The sequence below is a fragment of the Streptomyces sp. NPDC058231 genome, assembly GCF_042882275.1.
Lineage (GTDB): Bacteria > Actinomycetota > Actinomycetes > Streptomycetales > Streptomycetaceae > Streptomyces.
Window position 1 is genome coordinate 35899 of the sequence record NZ_JBHVWN010000036.1, and the last position, 20384, is coordinate 56282.

15 protein-coding genes are annotated in these 20384 nt (G+C 70.6%); 8 read left to right on the forward strand and 7 right to left on the reverse strand.

The window, feature by feature from the left end:
* Positions 1–53: 53 nt before the first annotated feature.
* The 5 genes from ACFVXE_RS23010 to ACFVXE_RS23030 form a co-directional block, all read right to left on the reverse strand.
* Positions 54–1298 carry a styrene monooxygenase/indole monooxygenase family protein gene (locus ACFVXE_RS23010; protein WP_389673621.1) on the reverse strand — a complete coding sequence of 415 codons (1245 nt, stop codon included), beginning with the start codon at positions 1296–1298 and terminating at the stop codon, positions 54–56.
* Between the two features lie 181 nt (positions 1299–1479).
* Positions 1480–2130 (reverse strand): ATP/GTP-binding protein, encoded by a 651-nt coding sequence (locus ACFVXE_RS23015; RefSeq protein ID WP_389673623.1) that lies wholly within the window; start codon positions 2128–2130, stop codon positions 1480–1482.
* Positions 2111–2521: a DUF742 domain-containing protein gene (locus tag ACFVXE_RS23020; protein ID WP_389673625.1), complete on the reverse strand. Its 411-nt coding sequence runs from the start codon at positions 2519–2521 to the stop codon at positions 2111–2113. Before ACFVXE_RS23020 ends, ACFVXE_RS23015 begins: the two co-directional genes overlap by 20 nt.
* Positions 2521–3000, reverse strand: coding sequence for a roadblock/LC7 domain-containing protein (locus ACFVXE_RS23025; RefSeq protein ID WP_389673626.1), 480 nt, complete (start codon positions 2998–3000; stop codon positions 2521–2523). Before ACFVXE_RS23025 ends, ACFVXE_RS23020 begins: the two co-directional genes overlap by 1 nt.
* Positions 2997–5900: a nitrate- and nitrite sensing domain-containing protein gene (locus ACFVXE_RS23030; RefSeq protein ID WP_389673628.1), complete on the reverse strand. Its 2904-nt coding sequence runs from the start codon at positions 5898–5900 to the stop codon at positions 2997–2999. The genes ACFVXE_RS23025 and ACFVXE_RS23030 overlap by 4 nt, the downstream gene beginning before the upstream one ends.
* A gap of 364 nt (positions 5901–6264) precedes the next feature.
* Here ACFVXE_RS23030 and ACFVXE_RS23035 point away from each other — a divergent pair, with 364 nt between their 5' ends.
* On the forward strand, positions 6265–7050 hold the full coding sequence (locus ACFVXE_RS23035) for a protein phosphatase 2C domain-containing protein (RefSeq protein WP_389673630.1): 786 nt from the start codon (positions 6265–6267) through the stop codon (positions 7048–7050).
* Positions 7051–7111: 61 nt separating this feature from the next.
* On the opposite strand, the gene ACFVXE_RS23040 is transcribed toward ACFVXE_RS23035, so the two are convergent.
* The gene (locus ACFVXE_RS23040) at positions 7112–7594 is read right to left on the reverse strand and encodes a MarR family winged helix-turn-helix transcriptional regulator (protein ID WP_389673670.1); all 483 of its coding nucleotides are present in this window, start codon (positions 7592–7594) and stop codon (positions 7112–7114) included.
* 241 nt (positions 7595–7835) lie between these two features.
* On the opposite strand from ACFVXE_RS23040, the gene ACFVXE_RS23045 reads away from it, so the two are divergent.
* Complete coding sequence (locus tag ACFVXE_RS23045) at positions 7836–8681, forward strand: lysozyme (RefSeq protein ID WP_389673632.1); 846 nt, start codon at positions 7836–7838, stop codon at positions 8679–8681.
* Between the two features lie 193 nt (positions 8682–8874).
* Positions 8875–9627 carry a polysaccharide deacetylase family protein gene (locus ACFVXE_RS23050; protein ID WP_389673634.1) on the forward strand — a complete coding sequence of 251 codons (753 nt, stop codon included), beginning with the start codon at positions 8875–8877 and terminating at the stop codon, positions 9625–9627.
* Positions 9628–9740: 113 nt separating this feature from the next.
* On the opposite strand, the gene lon is transcribed toward ACFVXE_RS23050, so the two are convergent.
* Positions 9741–12161, reverse strand: coding sequence for an endopeptidase La (lon, locus tag ACFVXE_RS23055; RefSeq protein WP_389673635.1), 2421 nt, complete (start codon positions 12159–12161; stop codon positions 9741–9743).
* A gap of 161 nt (positions 12162–12322) precedes the next feature.
* Between lon and ACFVXE_RS23060 the strand changes: the two genes are divergently transcribed.
* From ACFVXE_RS23060 to ACFVXE_RS23080, 5 genes are all read left to right on the forward strand, one after another.
* A complete protein-coding gene (locus ACFVXE_RS23060) occupies positions 12323–13144 on the forward strand; it encodes a nucleotidyltransferase (protein ID WP_389673637.1) in 822 nt (273 codons plus the stop codon).
* A 348-nt stretch (positions 13145–13492) separates the two neighbouring features.
* Entirely contained in the window at positions 13493–14185 is a 693-nt protein-coding gene (locus tag ACFVXE_RS23065; protein WP_389673639.1) for a spermidine synthase, read from the forward strand.
* Between the two features lie 236 nt (positions 14186–14421).
* Positions 14422–15159 carry a response regulator transcription factor gene (locus tag ACFVXE_RS23070; RefSeq protein ID WP_389673640.1) on the forward strand — a complete coding sequence of 246 codons (738 nt, stop codon included), beginning with the start codon at positions 14422–14424 and terminating at the stop codon, positions 15157–15159.
* Complete coding sequence (locus ACFVXE_RS23075) at positions 15156–16232, forward strand: ATP-binding protein (protein WP_389673642.1); 1077 nt, start codon at positions 15156–15158, stop codon at positions 16230–16232. Before ACFVXE_RS23070 ends, ACFVXE_RS23075 begins: the two co-directional genes overlap by 4 nt.
* Before the next feature lie 259 nt (positions 16233–16491).
* On the forward strand, positions 16492–20310 hold the full coding sequence (locus ACFVXE_RS23080) for a multifunctional oxoglutarate decarboxylase/oxoglutarate dehydrogenase thiamine pyrophosphate-binding subunit/dihydrolipoyllysine-residue succinyltransferase subunit (protein ID WP_389673644.1): 3819 nt from the start codon (positions 16492–16494) through the stop codon (positions 20308–20310).
* Positions 20311–20384: the final 74 nt, after the last annotated feature.

A 20384-nucleotide genomic window follows, 5' to 3' on the forward strand; every position in this document is an offset into this window, starting at 1 on the left:
CTCTCCTGACGGAACCGGCCCGGCTGTCGTGTCCGTCCGGGCGTCGTGGAGGGTCAGGCCGCCGCGTTCGCCGAGACCTGCGCGAGGTACGCGTTCGTCTTCTCGGGGTCGAAGAAGAAGTTCTCGAAGTCCGCCGGGTTGTTGAACCCGTTGGCGAAGCGGTCGGCGACCGGCGGGAGCTGGCCGGCGGCACCGATCAGGTTGAGCACGTGCTCCGGCGGAACGCCGAGCATCGCGTTCGTCCACTTCACGACGTGCTGCGCGGTGTCCCAGTAACGGTCGAACGTGGACTGCATCCAGTCCGCGTCGAACTCGCGGTCACCGTGCTCGATGATCGACTGCAGGTACGCGTGGGCGCACTTGGAGGCCGAGTTGGAGCCCTGGCCGGTGATCGGGTCGTTGGCGACGACGACGTCCGCAACCCCGAGGACCAGGCCGCCGCCGGGCAGCCGGCCGATCGGCTTGCGGACGGTCGGGGCGTAACGGCCCGCCAGGGTGCCGTTGGCGTCGGTCAGTTCGACCTTGGTGGCACGCGCGTACTCCCACGGCGTGAACTGCTCCATGAGCTCCAGCGTCTTCGCGAGGTGCTCGGAGGGGTCCTTGATGCCCTGGAAGACGTCCAGCGGGCCGCCCGGGATGCCCTCCCAGAACAGGATGTCGGCACGGCCGGACGTGGTCAGGGTCGGCATCACGAAGAGTTCACCGACGCCCGGGACCAGGTTGCACCGGACCGCATCGAACTCGGGGTGCTCGGGGCGCGGGCCCATGCCGTGGACGTACGCGACGGCCAGGGCGCGCTGCGGGGCGTCGAACGGCGAACGGGACGCGTCCCGGCCGAACATGGAGACCAGCTCGCCCTTGCCCGCGGAGACCATCACCAGGTCGTAGGTGCGGGAGAAGTAGTCCAGGTCGGAGACGGCGGCGCCGTGGATGACGAGCTGCCCGCCGCGCTGGGCGAACGTCTCCATCCAGCCGGCCATCTTCACGCGCTGGTCGACGGACTGGGCGAAGCCGTCCAGCTTGCCGACCCAGTCGATGGGCCGCGAGGAGTCCGGGGCGGCCACCGAGACGCCGAGGCCCTCGATGCGCGGGGCCTGGGACTCCCAGAAGTTGAGCTGGAGGTCACGCTCGTGCTGCAGCGCGGTGTCGAACATGCACTGCGTCGACATGACCCGGCCGGACCGGATCTCGTCGGCGGTGCGGTTGGACATCAGGGTGACTTCGTACCCGTTGGACTGCAGTCCGAGGGCGAGCTGGAGACCGGACTGGCCGGCTCCGACTATGAGGATCTTCCGCATCGTGGTTCTCCGTTACGTCTACGTGGTACATGCGCGGGGGTGTGTCCGGGTGGTCCCGTCCGGCGCGGCGCACCGCAGGGCGGACGACCGTCCTCGTACGGGACGTACCCGGACGGCTCCGACAGTGCGGCGGGGTGCCGTTCCGGGTGTTCCGGGACCGCGGAGACCGCCAGGACAGGGCCTAGGCGGGGGTGGCGTCAAGTGCGTGACCCACAAGGGCCAGCAACGACTCGACGACCGTGATCCTGTTACGCGCGTCCATGATCACAACTGGTACGTGCGGGGGTACGGTCAGGGCCTCCCTGACGTCCTCCGCCTCGTAGCCGGGGGTTCCTTCGAAGTGGTTGACGGCCACGATGTACGGCAGTCCGCAGCTCTCGAAGTAGTCGAGCGCGGGGAAGCAGTCGGCGAGCCGCCGGGTGTCGGCGAGCACGACCGCTCCGATCGCACCGCGCACCAGGTCGTCCCACATGAACCAGAAGCGCTGCTGTCCGGGGGTGCCGAACACGTACAGCACGAGGTCGTCGTCGAGCGTGAGGCGGCCGAAGTCCATCGCGACGGTGGTGGTGACCTTGTCGGGCGTCGCGGTGAGGTCGTCGGTCTCCTCACTGGCCTGGGTCATCATCGCCTCGGTCTTCAGCGGGGTGATCTCGGAGACCGATCCCACGAAGGTCGTCTTGCCGACGCCGAACCCGCCCGCGACCACTATTTTCGTGGCGACGGGGGCTCTGGTGTGATCCAGCTGCCAGGCCTGCAGCGACTCTTCGGCCTGGTCCTCCGGTCCCGGCTGACGCGGGGCGGACAGGAGCGGATCAGAGACGACGGAGTCCATTCAGCACCCTTTCAAGCAGTGCGCGGTCGGGCTGGCCGGTGCCGTGACCGGTCCCGTACACACGGATCTTTCCCTGGTCGGCCAAGTCGCTGAGCAGCACTCGGACCACTCCGAGCGGCATCTTCAACAGGGCCGAGATCTCCGCGACCGTACGCATGCGGCGGCAGATTTCGACAATGGCCTGGAGCTCGGGCATCACGCGCGAGACGAGATTGCCGTTGGTGAGCTCGCGGCGCTCCTCGGGGGCTTCGAGCGCCGCCACGAACGTCTCGACCAGGAGTACATGGCCGAATCGGGTGCGGCCGCCGGTGAGCGAGTAGGGGCGGACTCGTGCGGGCCGTCGGTCGGAGCCGCGGACGGGGAGCCTGCGGGCGGGTTCAGCAGCGGGCATCACTGGGCGCTCTCCATCGATTTGCGCAGTTCACTGCGGAGTTCGGGGGTGAGTACGTGTCCGGCACGGCCGACGAAGAGGGCCATGTGGTAGGCGATGACACTCATGTCGCAGTCGGGGGTGGCATGCACGCCGAGCAGCGAGCCGTCACTGATCGACATGACGAAGACACTGCCTTCGTCCATGGCGACCATGGTCTGCTTCACGCCGCCGCCGTCCATCAGTTTCGCGGCGCCGATGGTGAGGCTTCCGATGCCGGAGACGATGGTCGCGAGGTCGGCACTGGAGCCCCTCGGCCCGTCCTGCCGTGCCGTCACCCCGGCTGCCTGACGGCCCGGGTCGGAGGAGAGCAGCATCAGTCCGTCGGACGACACGACGGTGACCGAGTGGACCCCTGGCACCTCCTCCACGAGATTGCTCAGCAACCAGTGAAGGTTCCGGGCCTCGGTGCTCAGCCCGAATGTGCTGGGCGCAGTCAACTGCGTGCCTCCTCGACTGTGTCCCCCGTCTCATCGGTGCGGCCGCCGGAACGGCCTGCCGGCTCGGTGGGCTCGGCCGGCGCGCTGTGCGCGCCGGGGGTGGTGCCCGTACCGACGGCACTGTCGGCGATCTCTGCCTCGACATCGCGCCGACCGTCCTTGGCGCCCTGGTGGAAGCCGCCGAGGCGGCGCCGCAGCGCGTCCTTGTCCAGGCTGCCCTTGCGCTCGGCGGCCGGGGCGGTGGCGGGCTTGACGACCTTGGGGGTCCGCTTGGGCAGGCCCTTGTCGGTGATGCGCCCGGGCTGCTCGGGACGGCGCGGGCCGGGGAGGGCGCTCTCCGCCGCGGATCCGGCGAAGGGCTCCGGGGCCCCGTCCGTGGTGCGCTCGTGCCGGTCGGGGCCGATGGCGTACGGGTCGGGCGCCGCCGGGGATCCGTGGGCCGGCGGGACCACCTGGGCCTCGGGGGCCCTGACCTCGGGCACCTGGGCGTCCGGGACCTGGACCTCGGGGGCCGCCCGGAACTGCGGGGCGTCCGGGAGCCGGACCTGCATCGTGGTCTCGGCCTCGCTCTCGAAGGCGGCCTGAGCGGGGGCGGGCGCCGGGACCGGTTCCGGCTCCCGCGGCGCCGCCTCACGGATCGTCTGCTCGGCAGCGGCGATCAGCGGGTCACCGGGCAGCGCGAGCGTCCGGCCCGGCAGGGCGTTGGAGTTGGCCTCGGCGACCGATCCCGGCAGGTTCAGCGCGGGCGCGTCCCCCGGCACCCGTACGGGCGGTGGGGTGGCGGTGGGCGGCGCCTTCGGCAGCAGCGACTGCGGCAGCACGACGACCGCCGTCACCCCGCTGCCCTTCTGCTCCCGCAGCTGGACCCGCACCCCGTGGCGCGCCGCCAGCAGCGACGTCACCTGGAGGCCGAGGCCCGCACCGTCCGCGTTCCGCTCGCCCGACTCGAACGAGGACGGGTCGGCCAGCCGGGCGTTGAGTTCGGTCATCCGCACGGACGACATGCCGATGCCCTCGTCCTGCACGGAGAGCATCACCTCGCCGGACTCCAGCAGCCAGCCGGAGAGCTGGACATGGGAGTCGGGCGGTGAGAAGGAAGTCGCGTTCTCCAGGAGTTCGGCCACCAGGTGACTGAGGTCGTCGGCGGCGAAACCGGCGATCTGCGCGTGCGGCGGCAGCGACTGGATGGTGACCCGCTCGTACCGCTCGATCTCGCTGACGGCGGCGCGCAACACGTCGACCAGCGGGATCGGCCCCGAGTGCCCGTGGCCGTGTTCGGCGCCCGCGAGCACCAGCATGTTCTCGCTGTGACGGCGCATGACCGTGGCCATGTGGTCGAGCTTGAAGAGGGTGGAGAGCCGCTCAGGGTCCTGCTCGCGCTCCTCCAGGCTCTCGATCACGCCGAGCTGGCGCTCGACCAGGCCGAGGGTGCGCAGCGAGAGGTTGACGAAGGTGTGGTGGACCGTGTTCTTCAGCTGCTCCAGCTGGTGGGTCAGATCGGCCGCCTGGACCTGGAGTTCGGCGCGCTGGAGGGTCAGGGCCTCTCGGCCGGCGATCAGCTCGCCGCGCTCGGTCTCCAGGCTCTCGAACCGGCCGTTGAACTCGTGGAGCAGTCCGTGGAGCTTGCCGTGCAGGGTGTTGAGGGACCGTACGACCTGGGCGAACTCGTCGTTACGGCCGGTGTAGCGGACCGGTTCGGCGGTGCCGGGGTCAGCGGCGAGGCGGGCGGCGCCGATCCGCAGGACGGCGAGCGGCTGGGTGAGCGTGCGGGCCACGGCGGTGGACACACCGACGGCGATCAGGAGGCAGCCGCCGAGGAGCGCGATACGCAGTTCGAGCGCGGTGACGTCGTCGTCGCGCAGCTGCTCCAGCCGCTGGACCTGGGCGGTGCCGAGGGCGGACTCGACGCTGCGCATCCGGTCGATCCGGGCGGAGAGCGCCGCCCCGACCTTCTTCCGGTCGGCCTGCTGGTCGGTGTCCGAGAGCTCGGGCCGGTCGGTGAGCGCGGCGAGGTACTTCTCGGCGCTGTTGACCTCCGGCCCGGTGACGGTGGAGGAGAGCTTGTCGCGAGCGGTGGTGCCGGCCGCCTGGTCGAAGTCGGCGAGCGAGGAGAGTTCACGGACCCGGGCCTGCTGGGCGGCGGCGCTCAGCTCGTCACGGTTGCGGTCCTCCTCGGTGGGGCCCTCGTCCTGGGTCCGGACGGGCAGACCGGTGAGCGGGTCGATCTGCGGGGCTGTGGTCTGCGGGCGGGGCACGCCGAGGGCGGCGATCAGCAGTCCGCGGGTGGCGGAGGCCTGCTCGGCCGCCCGGCCGAGGGCGAGGGGTGCCCGGGTGTCCTCGGCGGCGCGCGGCGGCGTCTTGTCGGCGAGCTCGTCGGCGAGGTCCTGGAGCTTGGCGATGACCTCGGAGTACGCCTGGTGCGCCGCGAGCGCCGAGCCCTTGCCGCTCAGAGCGGTGCGGCGCAGCGAGGGGATCGTGGAGAGGTCGCGGCGCAGGGCGGCGGGGGCCGAGACGCGGATCTCGTCGATCTGCTGGTCGACGCGGACGCTGCGGCTGCCGGGGCCGTCGCTCCCGGTGCCGGACTTCCCGTCACGGCCGCCCGCGATGTAGGAGGTGACCTCGTCCCGCTCGTCGGCGAGGGAGTGCGCGAGCGCCACCGCCTGCTGGTTCAGCTCGGCGAGTGTGACCAGTCGTTGGGACTCGGTCAGTTCGGAGGAGGCGTCGAGTACCGCGGGCGCGCCCGCGGCGATGACGGTGATGCCGACGACCGCGACGCCGGCGACCAGCCTGCTGCGTACGCGTACGGTGCGCCCGGCGGGCTCACCCCCGACCGGCGCCGGAGGTGTCTCCTCCGTACCGATCCGCTTGCCGCCCTTGCTCCGAGGCCGCTTCTTCTGCACCGGTGCTCGCAATCTTGACTCGTCCACCCTTGAAGCAGAGGTGACGCACGGTCACTTGGAGAGGCGCCCCGACCCCTGGTACGGCTTCCGACCATTCCAGTGCTTTTGGGAGGAAGGTGCGCATCAACCGCTCCGCCACCCGAACGAGTGAACATCACTCCGGAGTTGGCGAACAAGTCTCCCCCTGGGCCCCGCGGGCCACACCCGGGCCGTCGGCTGGAACTTCCGGGCAGCCTTTGGCAGGATGCCCGCCCGCACCCGGCGCGGATCCTTTCCTTCCGCCCGATCCGCCCCTCTGACCTGCTGGTACGGCTCAACGCCGGGCCCGTGCAGGGACCGTGAAGGTGTCGTGCAGACTGACCGCATGCGCATCGACCTCGCGACCGCCGCCGGCAGCCCCGCCCGCCCCAACGAGGACTGGGCGGCCACCGCGCTTCCCGCCTCCGGCCAGGGCGGGACCCTGGTCCTGCTCGACGGGGTCACTCCGCCGCAGGGGGACGACGGATGTGCGCACTCCGTCCCGTGGTTCACCGCACGGCTGGGCGGCTGCCTGGTCGAACTGTCGGTTTCGCGACGGGATCTGACACTCACGGAGATCCTCGCCGAGTCCATCCGGCGCACCGCCGAAGCACACCGCTCCCTGTGTGACCTTTCTCACGTACGTACGCCTCAGGCAACCGTCGTCCTGGTGCGCTGGGACCAGGACGAGATCGAACACCTGGTGCTCTCCGACTCGGTGCTGCTCCTGGAGTCGCCGGACGGCACCGTGCGCGCGCTGCTCGACGACCGCCTCGACCGGCTGCCGCCGGGCTCGCTGGCCACCGAAGCGATCGCCGACGCACAGGTGCGGAACAAGGAGGGCGGCTTCTTCACCGCCGCCGCCGACCCCGAGGTGGCGCAGCGCGCCGTGACCGGACGGACGCCGCGCGCCGAGGTGCGGGCGGTGGCCGCCCTGACGGACGGGGCGAGCCGCTGGACGGAGATGTTCCACGAGGGCGACTGGGCGGGCTGCCTCGGGGTGCTCCAGAAGGAGGGGGCGCAGGCGCTGATCGACCGGGTCAGGGCGCTGGAGGACGCGGACACCGGGCGGACGCACCTGCGGCGCAGCAAGACGCACGACGACGCCACGGCGGTCTACGCGGCGCTTTAGCCGGGATACCGGGCATCGGCCGGGTTTCGGGTGACACGGCCCGGCCGGGAGTACGGGGGCGTCAGCCCTCGGCGCGGGCGTTCAAGTGATGCAGCAGCCGGGCAAGTTCCGCCACCTCGGCCCGGTCCCAGTCGGCGAGCTTGCGCACGTACTGGTCGCGGCGCGCGTCGCGGACGCTGCGGAAGCGGGCCAGCCCCTCGTCCGTGAGGTGGACGAGGGAGGCCCGGCCGTCGGCCGGGTCGGGCTCGCGCGCCACCAGTCCGAGATTCTCCAGGGCGCGCAGTTGACGGCTCATGGTCGCCTTCCCGACACCGAAGTACGCGGCGAGATCGGTGGCCCGCTGCCGTCCCGCCGACTCCAGCCGCACGAAGAGCCCGTACGCGGCGGCTTCCAGCTCCGGGTGGACCTCGCGCGCCATCTCGCCGGAACTGGACCGGGCACGGCGCAGAAATACGGCCAACTCCCGCTCCAACGCCAGGAATTCGTGGTCCACACCATTCCCTCCGGTCGCGCCGGGTTCACTGCCGCTCTCGCTCCCGCGCACGTCAACACCCCTCATGAGCTTTCCTGCCGCTGAAAGTTTCCTTCGCCGCCGGTCATCGCCGCAGCTTGGCCAGTATTTCGCAGGCGTAGACCAACGGCGGCGCCCAGGCCCCCTTTCGCCGTACGGGTCTACGTGCGTAGCGTCAGCACTGACATGTCCACACCATGCCATGTCGCAGGGGTGCGCCGAGCCGCCCCCCTGGGTCTGCAGATCCCCCCACCAAGGCCTCGGAGGCACGCACATGCCCGTGCACAGATCCGGATCCGGAACGACCCGCCGCTCGCGCATCACGGCGGCGGGAACCCTCCTCGCAGCTTTCGCGCTTCTGCTCACCCTTCCCGGCGCAGCCGACGCGGCCGGTTCCCCCACCGCCACGACGCCCGCCCGCGGATCGGCCACGATGGGCATGGGTGTCGTCGCCCATGACGGCCAGGGCGGCCTGCCTCGTGACACGCGCGCCGCACAGACCGAAGGCGTGGACGTCAGCAGCCACCAGGGCAACGTGGACTGGGCGACCCTCTGGAGCAGCGGCGTCCAATGGGCCTACACCAAGGCCACCGAGGGCACGTACTACACCAACCCCTCCTTCGCCCAGCAGTACAACGGCTCGTACAACGTCGGCATGATCCGGGGCTCGTACCACTTCGCCACCCCGGACACCACGAGCGGCGCCGTCCAGGCCAACTACTTCGTGGACCACGGGGGCGGCTGGTCGAAGGACGGCAGGACGCTGCCCGGCGTGCTGGACATCGAGTGGAACCCGTACGGCGACCAGTGCTACGGGAAGACCGCGGCGGCCATGGTGTCCTGGATCCGCGACTTCGTGAACACGTACAAGGCCCGCACCGGACGTGACGCCGTCATCTACACCGCGACCAGCTGGTGGCAGAGCTGCACGGGCAACAACGCGGGCTTCGGTACCACCAACCCGCTCTGGGTGGCCCGGTACAACACCACGGTCGGAGAGCTCCCGGCCGGCTGGGACTACTACACGATCTGGCAGTACACCTCGTCCGGTCCGTACGTCGGCGACCACGACCATTTCAACGGCGCCCTCGACCGCGTACAGGCTCTCGCCAACGGCTGAACCGCCACCCCGCGGAGCCCCGGTGACGCACCCGTCACCGGGGCTCCGCCACGTCCGCACCCCCGGCGTCCGCCGCATCCGCACCCTCCGATCCCTCTATACACTCCATGTATACGTCGTGTGTATAGTCGCTGAGCAGCGCACGCCTTGTGCGCTGCTCAGCCGTGGGGAGTGATCCGTTCTGTCCAGGAAGATGAAGTCGATCGGCGCGGGGTTGGCCGCAACGCTTGTGACGGCAGTCACTCTCACGCTCGGCGGCTGCTCGATGCAGACCACCGCTCCGGGCTCGGCGCGGGCGGATGCCGCCTCCGACGCCAAGGGCTCCTTCGGCCCGGTGGACTGCCGCAAGGCGAAGTGCATAGCGCTGACCTTCGACGCGGGGCCGGGCGAGGACACCCCGCACCTGCTCGACGTCCTCAAGGAGAAGAAGGTGCACGCCACCTTCTTCCTGCTGGGCAGGAACCATGTGCTCAAGCACCCCGACACCGTGCGCCGCATCGCGGCGGAGGGCCACGAGCTCGGCAACCACACCTGGTCGCACGAGATCCTGACGGACCGGGAACCGTCCGAGATACGCGCCGAACTGCAGAAGACGCAGGACGCGATAGCGAGGATCACCGGGAAGAGACCGCGGCTGATGCGGCCGCCGCAGGGCCGTACCGACGACACCGTCTCCGGGATCAGCAAGGATCTGGGGCTCTCGCAGATCCTGTGGAGCGCCACCGCCAAGGACTACTCGACGACCGACTCCGCGCTGATCGAGAAGCGGATACTCGACCAGGCGAGCAGGGACGGCATCATCCTGCTGCACGACATCTACAAGGGGACGGTGCCCGCGGTGCCGGGCATCATCGACGCACTGAAGGCACGCGGCTACACCCTCGTGACGGTTCCCCAGCTGATGGCGCCCGCCGAGCCGGTGCCGGGGACCGTCTACCGGCCCTGAACCGGGCCGCCCGAGCGGGACCGGAACGCGGAACGGCCCGCACCGCCCCGGAGGGTGGTGCGGGCCGCCCGACCGGCCACGCACGTCATGCCACGCCCGTCACGCCGTGGCGCTCACGCCGCGGCCGGGATCCTCTCCCGCACTCCGGCCGAGGCCGGGGCGAGGGCGATCTCCAGCACCTGCCGCACATCCGTCACCGGGTGGACCTCCAGCGTGTCCAGGACCTCGGCCGGGACGTCGTCCAGGTCGGCCTCGTTCCGCTTGGGGATCACCACGGTGGTGATCCCGGCGCGGTGGGCGGCGAGCAGCTTCTGCTTCAGGCCGCCGATCGGCAGCACCCGTCCGGTCAGCGACACCTCGCCGGTCATCGCCACGTCCGTACGGACCAGCCGCCCGGAGAGCAGCGAGGCCAGCGCCGTCGTCATCGTGATGCCCGCGCTCGGTCCGTCCTTGGGGACCGCACCCGCCGGGAAGTGGATGTGCGCTCCCCGGTCCTTGAGGTCGGCGACAGGCAGTTCCAGTTCGGCTCCGTGCGAGCGCAGGAAGCTCAGCGCGATCTGCGCGGACTCCTTCATGACGTCGCCCAGCTGACCGGTGAGGGTCAGCCCGGAGGCGCCGGTCTCCGGATCGGCCAGCGACGCCTCCACGAAGAGCACGTCACCACCGGCGCCGGTCACCGCGAGACCGGTGGCCACGCCGGGCACCGCGGTACGGCGCTCGGCCGGGTCCTGGGCGGACTCGGGAACGTGGTGCGGCCGTCCGATCAGGCCCCGCAGATCCTCGTCGGTGACGGTGAACGGAAGTACGCGGTCGCCCAGTTCGTGCTGGGCCGCGACCTTGCGGAGCAGCCGGGCGACGGCCCGTTCGAGGTTGCGTACGCCCGCCTCACGGGTGTACTCGCCGGCCAGCTTGCGCAGGGCCGTCTCGTCGAGTGTCACCTCGTCCCGCTCCAGACCGGCCCGCTCCAGCTGGCGCGGGAGCAGGTGGTCACGGGCGATGACGACCTTCTCGTCCTCCGTGTAACCGTCGAGCCGGACCAGCTCCATCCGGTCGAGCAGCGCTTCCGGGATGGCTTCCAGCACGTTGGCGGTGGCCAGGAAGACGACATCGCTGAGGTCGAGCTCGACCTCCAGGTAGTGATCACGGAAGGTGTGGTTCTGTGCCGGGTCCAGGACCTCGAGGAGCGCCGCGGCCGGGTCGCCGCGGAAGTCGGAACCCACCTTGTCGATCTCGTCGAGCAGGACGACCGGGTTCATGGAGCCGGCCTCCTTGATGGCCCGGACGATGCGTCCGGGGAGCGCACCGACGTACGTACGCCGGTGGCCGCGGATCTCCGCCTCGTCCCGCACACCGCCGAGCGCGACCCGGACGAACGTGCGGCCCATGGCGTGCGCGACGCTCTCGCCGAGGGACGTCTTGCCGACACCGGGAGGCCCGACGAGGGCCAGCACCGCGCCTCCGCGACGCCCGCCCACGACCCCGAGGCCGCGTTCGGCACGGCGCTTGCGCACCGCGAGGTATTCGGTGATCCGCTCCTTCACGTCCTCCAGGCCCGCGTGCTCGGCGTCGAGGACCTCCTTGGCGGCGCGGATGTCGTAGGCGTCCTCGGTCCGTTCGGTCCACGGCAGTTCGAGGACGGTGTCCAGCCAGGTCCGGATCCAGGAGCCCTCGGGGCTCTGGTCGGAGGAGCGCTCCAGCTTGTCGACCTCCTTGAGCGCGGCCTCGCGGACGTGCTCGGGAAGGTCGGCGGCCTCGACGCGCGCCCGGTAGTCGTCGGACTCGCCCTCGGGGTCACCGTTGAGTTCGGACAGTTCCTTGCGCACGGCTTCGAGCTGCCGTCGCAGCAGGAACTCGCGCTGCTGCTTGTCGACGCCCTCCTGGACGTCCTTGGCGATGGATTCGGCGACGTCCTGCTCGGCGAGGTGTTCACCGAGCCACTGGATGGCGAGCTTCAGCCGGGCGACGGCGTCGGCGGTCTCCAGGAGCTGCACCTTCTGGGCGGTGGTGAGGAAGGGTGAGTAGCCGGAGTTGTCGGCGAGCGCGGAGATGTCGTCGATCTGCTGGACCCGGTCCACGACCTGCCAGGCGCCACGCTTCTTCAGCCAGCTGGTGGCCAGGGCCTTGTACTCCTTGACCAGCTCGGCCGCGGCGCCGGGAAGCGGCTCGGGCACGGAGACGTCCACGCGGGTCCCCTCCACCCACAGCGCGGCCCCTGGTCCGGTGGTCCCGGCGCCGATCCTCACCCGGCCGCGGCCGCGGATGAGCGCGCCCGGGTCGCCGTCGGAGAGCCGGCCGACCTGCTCGACGGTACCGAGCACACCGGTCCCGGTGTACGTCCCGTCGATCCGCGGCACCAGCAGCACCTCGGGCTTGCCACCACCCGGACGGGCGGCGGCCTGGGCGGCCTCCACGGCGGCCCGGACATCGGTGTCGGACAAGTCCAGAGGAACCACCATTCCGGGCAGCACGACCTCGTCGTCGAGCGGCAGCACAGGCAAGGTGAGCGGAGTGACCGCATTGGACTCAGTAGCCATGATCTCCCCTTCGGCAGTCAAGTTGAGCTATGCCGACTCAATGCTTCTCGCCCGCTCGGTGTTCCCGAAGCCGTGTTCGCTCTCAGCGATCTCTGTGCGCCCCGTCCCCCACCTGCGAAATCCGCTCGCCGTTCGCCCGTGTCACCGGGCAGAGTGCCCGTATGGGCGACACACGCGCGGACGACAGGGGCCTGGCCGAGGACGGCACGATCCGCCGGGAGGGCTCGCTGAGCCGGGTACCCGCGGCGTTCGCCCCGCTGGTCGAGGAGGCGCACTCCCTGATCACCGACGCGTTCGGCGCCGCCCGGCTGCACAGCGCCTACCTCTACGGCAGCATTCCGCGTGGCACGGCCATTCCCGGCGTCAGCGACCTGGACCTGCTGCTCGCCCTGCGCACCGAGCCCACCGAGGGCGACCGGGCCGCCGCCCGCGCCGTCGAAGCCGCCCTCGACGCCTCGTCCGGGCTGATCGACGGCGCCGGCATCCTCCTCTTCGGCACGGACACGCTGCTCAGCGATCTCGAACGCCACGACCTGGGCTTCTTCCTCGCCTGTCTCTGCACGCCGCTGCTGGGCACCGACCTGGCCGCCCGGCTGCCCCGCTACCGCCCCACTGCGCTGCTGGCCCGTGAGACCAACGGTGATCTGGGTCTGGCACTCCCCCGCTGGCATTGGCTCGCCGCCGAAGCCCGCACGGAAACGGAACGCAGGAAACTCAGCCGCGGCGCCGCCCGCCGCATCGTCCGCTCGGGCTTCACCCTGGTCATGCCCCGCTGGGGCGGGTGGACCAGCGATCTGGAGGAGTCCGCCGCGGTCTTCGGCCGGTACTACCCGGAGCGAGCCGGGCAGATGCGCACCGCCGCGGCCACCGCCCGCACCCCCTCGGCGGACCCGGCCGTGCTCACCATGCTCGTCGACGACCTGGCCCCGTGGCTGGCGGCCGAGTACGTCGCGGTGCACGGCGAGAAGACGCCTCGTCCCTGAACCGGTCCGGGGCCCGCGCCCACCGGGGGGCGGCAGACCGGGGAACCCCATCCCGCCGGCATCTTCGGCAGTAGCTGCGGGGGCCCCTCACTCCGTACCCGCTCCACCCCGTCCCGTCCGCCCCGTCTATCGCGTCCGCCGCACCCGAACCGGTGCGCCGGTGGCCGCCGGGGCGGCGCGCACGGGCAGGGGGCGCCTCTCGCGGTACGGCGGCGCACCGCCGGAGCCCGCGCGACCGGGCGCATCGCCTCCCCGCGCCCCGCGGGGATCCGATAAATGGCTGGTCCCGGCCGCGGCGCCCGGCGAGGATGACGAGGTCCCACCCGCACTGTGCCGGAGACCGAACACATGCCCACCGCCGACCGCCGCACCGCCCACAGCCCCGTCACGCTCGACCGCCGCGAGGGCCCGTACGGGGAAGTCGTCCTGCGGGAGCGGGGTGACGACTTCGAGATCATCGCCAACGGCTGTTTCCTGATGGACACCGCCGACGGACGCTCCGAGCGGCTGCTGATCGACGCGGCGCTGGCGGCGCTGGGCGACGACCTGCCGGACCCGGCGGTGCTCATCGGCGGCCTCGGGGTCGGCTTCTCGCTCGCGCACGCCGCCGCCGAACCGCGCTGGGGGCGGATCGCGGTCGTCGAGCGGGAACCGGCGATCATCGACTGGCATCAGGAGGGGCCGCTGGCCCGGATCTCCGGCGCGGCGCTCGCCGACCCGAGGACCGCGATCCTGGCGACGGACCTCGTCGCGTATCTGCGTTCGACTACGGACCGTTACGACGCGCTCTGCCTGGACATCGACAACGGACCGGACTGGACCGTCACCGAGGACAACGGGAGCCTGTACTCCGCCGCCGGTCTCGCCGACTGCCGGGAACGGCTCAATCCGGGCGGGGTGCTGGCGGTCTGGTCCGCGCAGCCCTCCACCACGTTCGAGCAGGCCCTGCGGAATGCCGGTTTCCATGGGGTACGTACGGAAGAGGTGCATGTTGCCCGAGGTGTGCCCGACGTGGTTCATCTCGCACTTCGGACAGCCTGAGGTTCCCCCACCGGGTATGCGCAGTCCCCGGACGCCCGGGGGCCAAGTGCCACAAGCCAGACACTCCGCCCTCCCCTCGCGGCCAAGCCGTTCCCGTGCCGTTACACCCTGCGTAGCCGGGAGCCGCCCGCTGCCTCTACGCTGCTGAGCGGCAAACGGGATCACCCACGAAATTCACAAGCGAAGACCGTGCGTCCGGGGGAATGACCCCCGCGAGAACGGGCAGGGGCGGGGCGATGGAACAGACACACACCACCCACAACGGTGTCGCGGCCACCCCGGGCGCACAGCGCCGGGTGCTGGTGGTCGAGGACGACGCGACGATCGTCGACGCCATCTCCGCCCGCCTGCGGGCCGAGGGCTTCCTGGTGCAGACCGCACTCGACGGCCCCGCGGCCGTCGACGCGGCCGAGGCCTGGCAGCCCGACCTGATGGTGCTCGACATCATGCTGCCGGGCTTCGACGGCCTGGAGGTGTGCCGCCGGGTGCAGGCCACCCGGCCGGTACCGGTGCTGATGCTGACCGCACGGGACGACGAGACGGACATGCTGGTCGGTCTCGGAGTCGGCGCGGACGACTACATGACCAAGCCGTTCTCCATGCGCGAGCTGGCCGCCCGGGTGCACGTCCTGCTGCGCAGGGTCGAGCGAGCCGCCCTGGCCGCGGTGACGCCGCGCAGCGGCATCCTGCGCCTGGGCGAACTGGAGATCGACCACGCGCAGCGCCGGGTGCGGGTGCGCGCGGAGGACGTCCATCTCACGCCGACCGAGTTCGATCTGCTGGTCTGCCTGGCCAGCACACCCCGTGCGGTGCTCTCCCGGGAGCAGTTGCTCGCGGAGGTCTGGGACTGGGCGGACGCCTCGGGCACCCGCACCGTCGACAGCCACATCAAGGCGCTGCGCCGGAAGATCGGCGCGGAGCGGATCCGTACCGTGCACGGTGTCGGTTACGCCCTGGAGACCCCGGCGCCATGACCCGGCCCGGCTCCGGCCTGCGTCCCTTCTCGGTCAAGGCGAAGCTGGGCACGCTCGTCGTGGTCTCGGTGTTCATCACGACCGGACTCCTGATGGTCGCGGTACGCACCCGGACCGAGCTGCGGTTCATCACCGTGTTCTCGGTGATAGCGACGCTGCTGCTCACCCAGTTCGTTGCGCACGGTCTGACGGCGCCGCTGGAGGAGATGACGAGAGTCGCCCGGTCGATCTCGCAGGGCGACTACACCAGACGGGTGAGGGGCGCCGACCGGCGTGACGAGCTCGGTGACCTGGCCCAGACGATCAATCTCATGGCGGACGATCTGGAGGCCGTGGACCGGCACCGCAAGGAGCTGGTGGCCAATGTCTCACATGAGCTGCGCACACCGATCGCGGCGCTGCGAGCGGTGCTGGAGAACGTCGTGGACGGGGTCTCGGCCGCCGATCCGGAGACGATGCGCACGGCGCTGAAACAGACGGAGCGGCTCGGCAGGCTGGTGGAGACACTGCTCGACCTGTCCCGGCTGGACCACGGGGTGGTCACGCTGAAGGCCCGCCGCTTCGAGGTGTGGCCGTATCTCTCCGGCGTGCTGAAGGAGGCCAATCTGGCCGCCTCGCACCGCCGGCTGTCCTCCGGCTCCGGGAACCACAGCCGCAAGGACGTCCATCTGCACCTGGACGTGTCACCGCCCGAACTGACCGCGCACGCGGACGCCGAGCGGCTCCACCAGGTGGTGGCCAATCTGATAGACAACGCCGTCAAGCACAGCCCGCCGCACGGCCGGGTGACGGTGCGGGCACGGCGCGGGGCGCTGCCTGAGTCGCTGGACCTGGAAGTGCTGGACGAGGGCCCGGGAATCCCGGAGTCCGAGCGGCACCGTGTCTTCGAGCGTTTCAACCGTGGCGAGGTGCCGTCCCCGCACGGTCCGGGCAGCGACGGCGGTACCGGGCTGGGGCTGGCGATCGCCCGCTGGGCGGTGGATCTTCACGGCGGTCACATCGGTGTGGCCGAATCAGTTCGCGGCTGCCGGATCCGAGTCACTCTTCCGGGGATTCCTCAACCACGCAGTTGACATAGGGTTCGAACCGGAAGGGCACGTTCTACAGCTCGTCCCACGAGGGGATACGGTCCAGTGGGCCGTACCCACGGCCTCGCGTACCCGGAGTGAAGCGGAACCAGGCATGTTTCCCGCCATTTCCTGCGCCGAAACCCGCTCTTTGATGTGACTTGCACGACGAAGACCGGCCCGGCCTGCATGGAACGGTCAGGGAGGCGTAGCCTTGATTTCCGCTGTCCATCACCTTGTGAAGCGGAAGAGGGCGGTTGCCGCCGTGTCGTCTCAGTCCCCCAGTAACTCGAGCATCTCGACCGACCAAGCCAGCCCGGGCTCAAACCCGGCCGCGGCTTTCGGCCCCAATGAGTGGCTCGTCGACGAGATCTATCAGCAGTACCTCCAGGATCCCAATTCGGTCGATCGTGCCTGGTGGGACTTCTTCGCCGACTACAAGCCGGGTACGTCCGGCACGGCGGACAAGCCCGTTCCCGGCGCCGCAGCCGCGGGGGCTGCGGTGACCGCGGTTCCCGTCGCCGCCGCACCGGCCCAGACCAACCACGCCGCTCCGGCCGCAGCCCCGGCGGCTCCGGCTCCGGCCGCGCCCGCCGCACCGGCGAAGCCCGCGGCTGCCGCTCCGGCCGCAGCCCCGGCGGCTCCGGCCACGCCCGCCGCTCCGGCGGCGCCCGCCGCGAAGGCTCCCGCCAAGGCGGCCCCGGCCACCGAGACCGCCGGCCCGGAGTACGTGACGCTGCGCGGTCCGTCCGCCGCCGTTGCGAAGAACATGAACGCCTCGCTGGAACTGCCGACGGCCACGTCCGTCCGCGCCGTTCCGGTGAAGCTGCTCTTCGACAACCGCATCGTCATCAACAACCACCTCAAGCGCGCCCGCGGCGGGAAGATCTCCTTCACGCACCTCATCGGGTACGCGATGGTGCAGGCCCTCAAGGCCATGCCGTCGATGAACTACTCCTTCGCGGAGAAGGACGGCAAGCCGACCCTGGTCAAGCCGGAGCACGTCAACCTCGGTCTGGCCATCGACCTGGTGAAGCCGAACGGCGACCGCCAACTGGTCGTCGCGGCCATCAAGAAGGCCGAGACGCTCAACTTCTTCGAGTTCTGGCAGGCGTACGAGGACATCGTCCGCCGCGCCCGCATCGGCAAGCTCGGCATGGACGACTTCACCGGAGTCACCGCCTCGCTGACCAACCCCGGCGGCATCGGCACCGTCCACTCGGTGCCCCGCCTGATGCCCGGTCAGGGCCTCATCATGGGTGTCGGCGCGATGGACTACCCGGCGGAGTTCCAGGGCACCTCCCAGGACACCCTGAACAAGCTGGGCATCTCGAAGGTCATGACGCTGACCTCGACGTACGACCACCGGGTCATCCAGGGCGCCGCCTCCGGCGAGTTCCTGCGGATCCTGGCCCAGCTGCTGCTCGGCGAGAACGAGTTCTACGACGAGATCTTCAAGGCGCTGCGCATTCCCTACGAGCCGGTCCGCTGGCTCAAGGACATCGACGCCTCGCACGACGACGACGTCACCAAGGCCGCGCGGGTCTTCGAGCTGATCCACTCCTACCGGGTCCGCGGCCACGTCATGGCCGACACCGACCCGCTGGAGTACCGCCAGCGCAAGCACCCCGACCTGGACATCACCGAGCACGGCCTCACCCTGTGGGACCTGGAGCGGGACTTCGCGGTCGGCGGTTTCGCCGGCAAGACGATGATGAAGCTCCGCGACATCCTCGGTGTGCTGCGTGAGTCGTACTGCCGCACCACCGGCATCGAGTTCATGCACATCCAGGACCCGAAGCAGCGCAAGTGGCTCCAGGACCGGGTGGAGCGTCCGCGCCCGAAGCCGGAGCGCGAGGAGCAGCTGCGGATCCTGCGCCGCCTCAACGCCGCCGAGGCGTTCGAGACGTTCCTGCAGACCAAGTACGTCGGCCAGAAGCGGTTCTCGCTGGAGGGCGGCGAGTCCGTCATCCCGCTGCTCGACGCCGTCATCGACTCCGCCGCCGAGGCCCGCCTCGACGAGGTCGTCATCGGCATGGCACACCGCGGCCGGCTGAACGTCCTGGCGAACATCGTCGGCAAGTCGTACGCGCAGATCTTCCGGGAGTTCGAGGGCAACCTCGACCCGCGGTCGATGCACGGCTCCGGCGACGTGAAGTACCACCTGGGCGCCGAGGGCACCTTCACCGGCCTGGACGGCGAGCAGATCAAGGTCTCGCTGGCCGCCAACCCCTCGCACCTGGAGGCGGTCGACCCGGTCCTGGAGGGCATCGCCCGCGCCAAGCAGGACATCATCAACAAGGGCGGTACGGACTTCACGGTCCTGCCCGTCGCGCTCCACGGCGACGCGGCCTTCGCGGGCCAGGGCGTCGTCGCCGAGACGCTCAACATGTCGCAGCTGCGCGGCTACCGCACCGGCGGCACCGTGCACGTGGTGATCAACAACCAGGTCGGCTTCACCGCCGCCCCGGAGTCCTCGCGCTCCTCCATGTACGCCACCGACGTGGCACGCATGATCGAGGCGCCGATCATCCACGTGAACGGTGACGACCCCGAGGCCGTCGTCCGCGTGGCCCGGCTGGCCTTCGAGTTCCGGCAGGCGTTCAACAAGGACGTCGTCATCGACCTCATCTGCTACCGCCGCCGCGGTCACAACGAGGGCGACAACCCGGAGTTCACCAACCCGCAGATGTACACCCTGATCGACAAGAAGCGCTCGGTGCGCAAGCTCTACACCGAGTCGCTCATCGGTCGCGGCGACATCACGCTGGAAGAGGCCGAGCAGGCGCTCCAGGACTTCCAGGGCCAGCTGGAGAAGGTCTTCGCGGAGGTCCGCGAGGCCACTTCGCACCCGACTCAGAGCCATGTCGCCGACGTGCAGCCCGAGTTCCCGGTCGCCGTCACCACCGCGGTCTCGCAGGAGGTCGTGAAGCGGATCGCCGAGTCCCAGGTCAACATCCCCGAGCACATCACGGTCCACCCGCGGCTGATGCCGCAGATGCAGCGCCGTGCCGCCTCGGTGGAGAACGGCACGATCGACTGGGGCATGGGCGAGACCCTGGCCATCGGTTCGCTGCTGATGGAGGGCACCCCCGTCCGGCTCGCCGGCCAGGACACCCGCCGCGGCACCTTCGGCCAGCGCCACGCGGTCCTCGTCGACCAGGTGACCGGCGAGGACTACACCCCGCTGCTCTACCTCACCGACGACCAGGCGCGTTACAACGTCTACGACTCGCTGCTCTCCGAGTACGCGGCGATGGGCTTCGAGTACGGCTACTCGCTGGCCCGCCCGGAGTCGCTGGTCATCTGGGAAGCCCAGTTCGGCGACTTCGTCAACGGCGCGCAGACCGTCGTCGACGAGTTCATCTCCTCCGCCGAGCAGAAGTGGGGCCAGACCTCCGGCGTCACGCTGCTCCTGCCGCACGGCTACGAGGGCCAGGGCCCGGACCACTCGTCCGCCCGCCCGGAGCGCTTCCTCCAGATGTGCGCGCAGGACAACATGACGGTCGCCATGCCGACGCTCCCGTCGAACTACTTCCACCTCCTGCGGTGGCAGGTGCACAACCCGCACCACAAGCCGCTGATCGTCTTCACCCCGAAGTCGATGCTCCGCCTCAAGGCGGCGGCGTCGAAGGCGGAGGAGTTCACCACCGGCGGCTTCCGCCCGGTGATCGGCGACGACTCGGTCGACCCGAACGCGGTCCGCAAGGTCGTCTTCTGCGCCGGCAAGGTCTACTACGACCTGGAGGCAGAGCGCGAGAAGCGCGGCGTCACGGACACCGCGATCATCCGTCTGGAGCGCCTGTACCCGCTGCCGGGTGCCGAGCTGCAGGCCGAGATCGCCAAGTACCCGAACGCCGAGAAGTACCTGTGGGCCCAGGAGGAGCCGGCCAACCAGGGTGCCTGGCCGTTCATCGCCCTGAACCTGATCGACCACCTGGACCTGGCCGTCGGCGCCGACGTCCCGCACGGTGAGCGCCTGCGCCGCATCTCGCGGCCGCACGGCTCCTCCCCGGCGGTCGGCTCGGCCAAGCGCCACCAGGCCGAGCAGGCTCAGCTGGTCGCCGAGGTCTTCGAGGCCTGACCGGCAGTCGAACGAACCGGAGGGCCCGGCGCCGCGAGTTGATCGCGGGGCCGGGCCCTCCGGCGTTCCGCCGC

Excerpts from the sequence above, each read along its gene's own strand:
- ACFVXE_RS23010 (WP_389673621.1), bottom strand. The coding sequence starts at position 1,298 with ATGCGGAAGATCCTCATAGTCGGAGCCGGCCAGTCCGGTCTCCAGCTC.
- ACFVXE_RS23015 (WP_389673623.1), bottom strand. The coding sequence starts at position 2,130 with ATGGACTCCGTCGTCTCTGATCCGCTCCTGTCCGCCCCGCGTCAGCCG.
- ACFVXE_RS23020 (WP_389673625.1), bottom strand. The coding sequence starts at position 2,521 with ATGCCCGCTGCTGAACCCGCCCGCAGGCTCCCCGTCCGCGGCTCCGAC.
- ACFVXE_RS23035 (WP_389673630.1), top strand. The coding sequence starts at position 6,265 with ATGCGCATCGACCTCGCGACCGCCGCCGGCAGCCCCGCCCGCCCCAAC.
- ACFVXE_RS23045 (WP_389673632.1), top strand. The coding sequence starts at position 7,836 with ATGCCCGTGCACAGATCCGGATCCGGAACGACCCGCCGCTCGCGCATC.
- ACFVXE_RS23050 (WP_389673634.1), top strand. The coding sequence starts at position 8,875 with ATGAAGTCGATCGGCGCGGGGTTGGCCGCAACGCTTGTGACGGCAGTC.
- lon (WP_389673635.1), bottom strand. The coding sequence starts at position 12,161 with ATGGCTACTGAGTCCAATGCGGTCACTCCGCTCACCTTGCCTGTGCTG.
- ACFVXE_RS23060 (WP_389673637.1), top strand. The coding sequence starts at position 12,323 with ATGGGCGACACACGCGCGGACGACAGGGGCCTGGCCGAGGACGGCACG.
- ACFVXE_RS23065 (WP_389673639.1), top strand. The coding sequence starts at position 13,493 with ATGCCCACCGCCGACCGCCGCACCGCCCACAGCCCCGTCACGCTCGAC.
- ACFVXE_RS23070 (WP_389673640.1), top strand. The coding sequence starts at position 14,422 with ATGGAACAGACACACACCACCCACAACGGTGTCGCGGCCACCCCGGGC.
- ACFVXE_RS23075 (WP_389673642.1), top strand. The coding sequence starts at position 15,156 with ATGACCCGGCCCGGCTCCGGCCTGCGTCCCTTCTCGGTCAAGGCGAAG.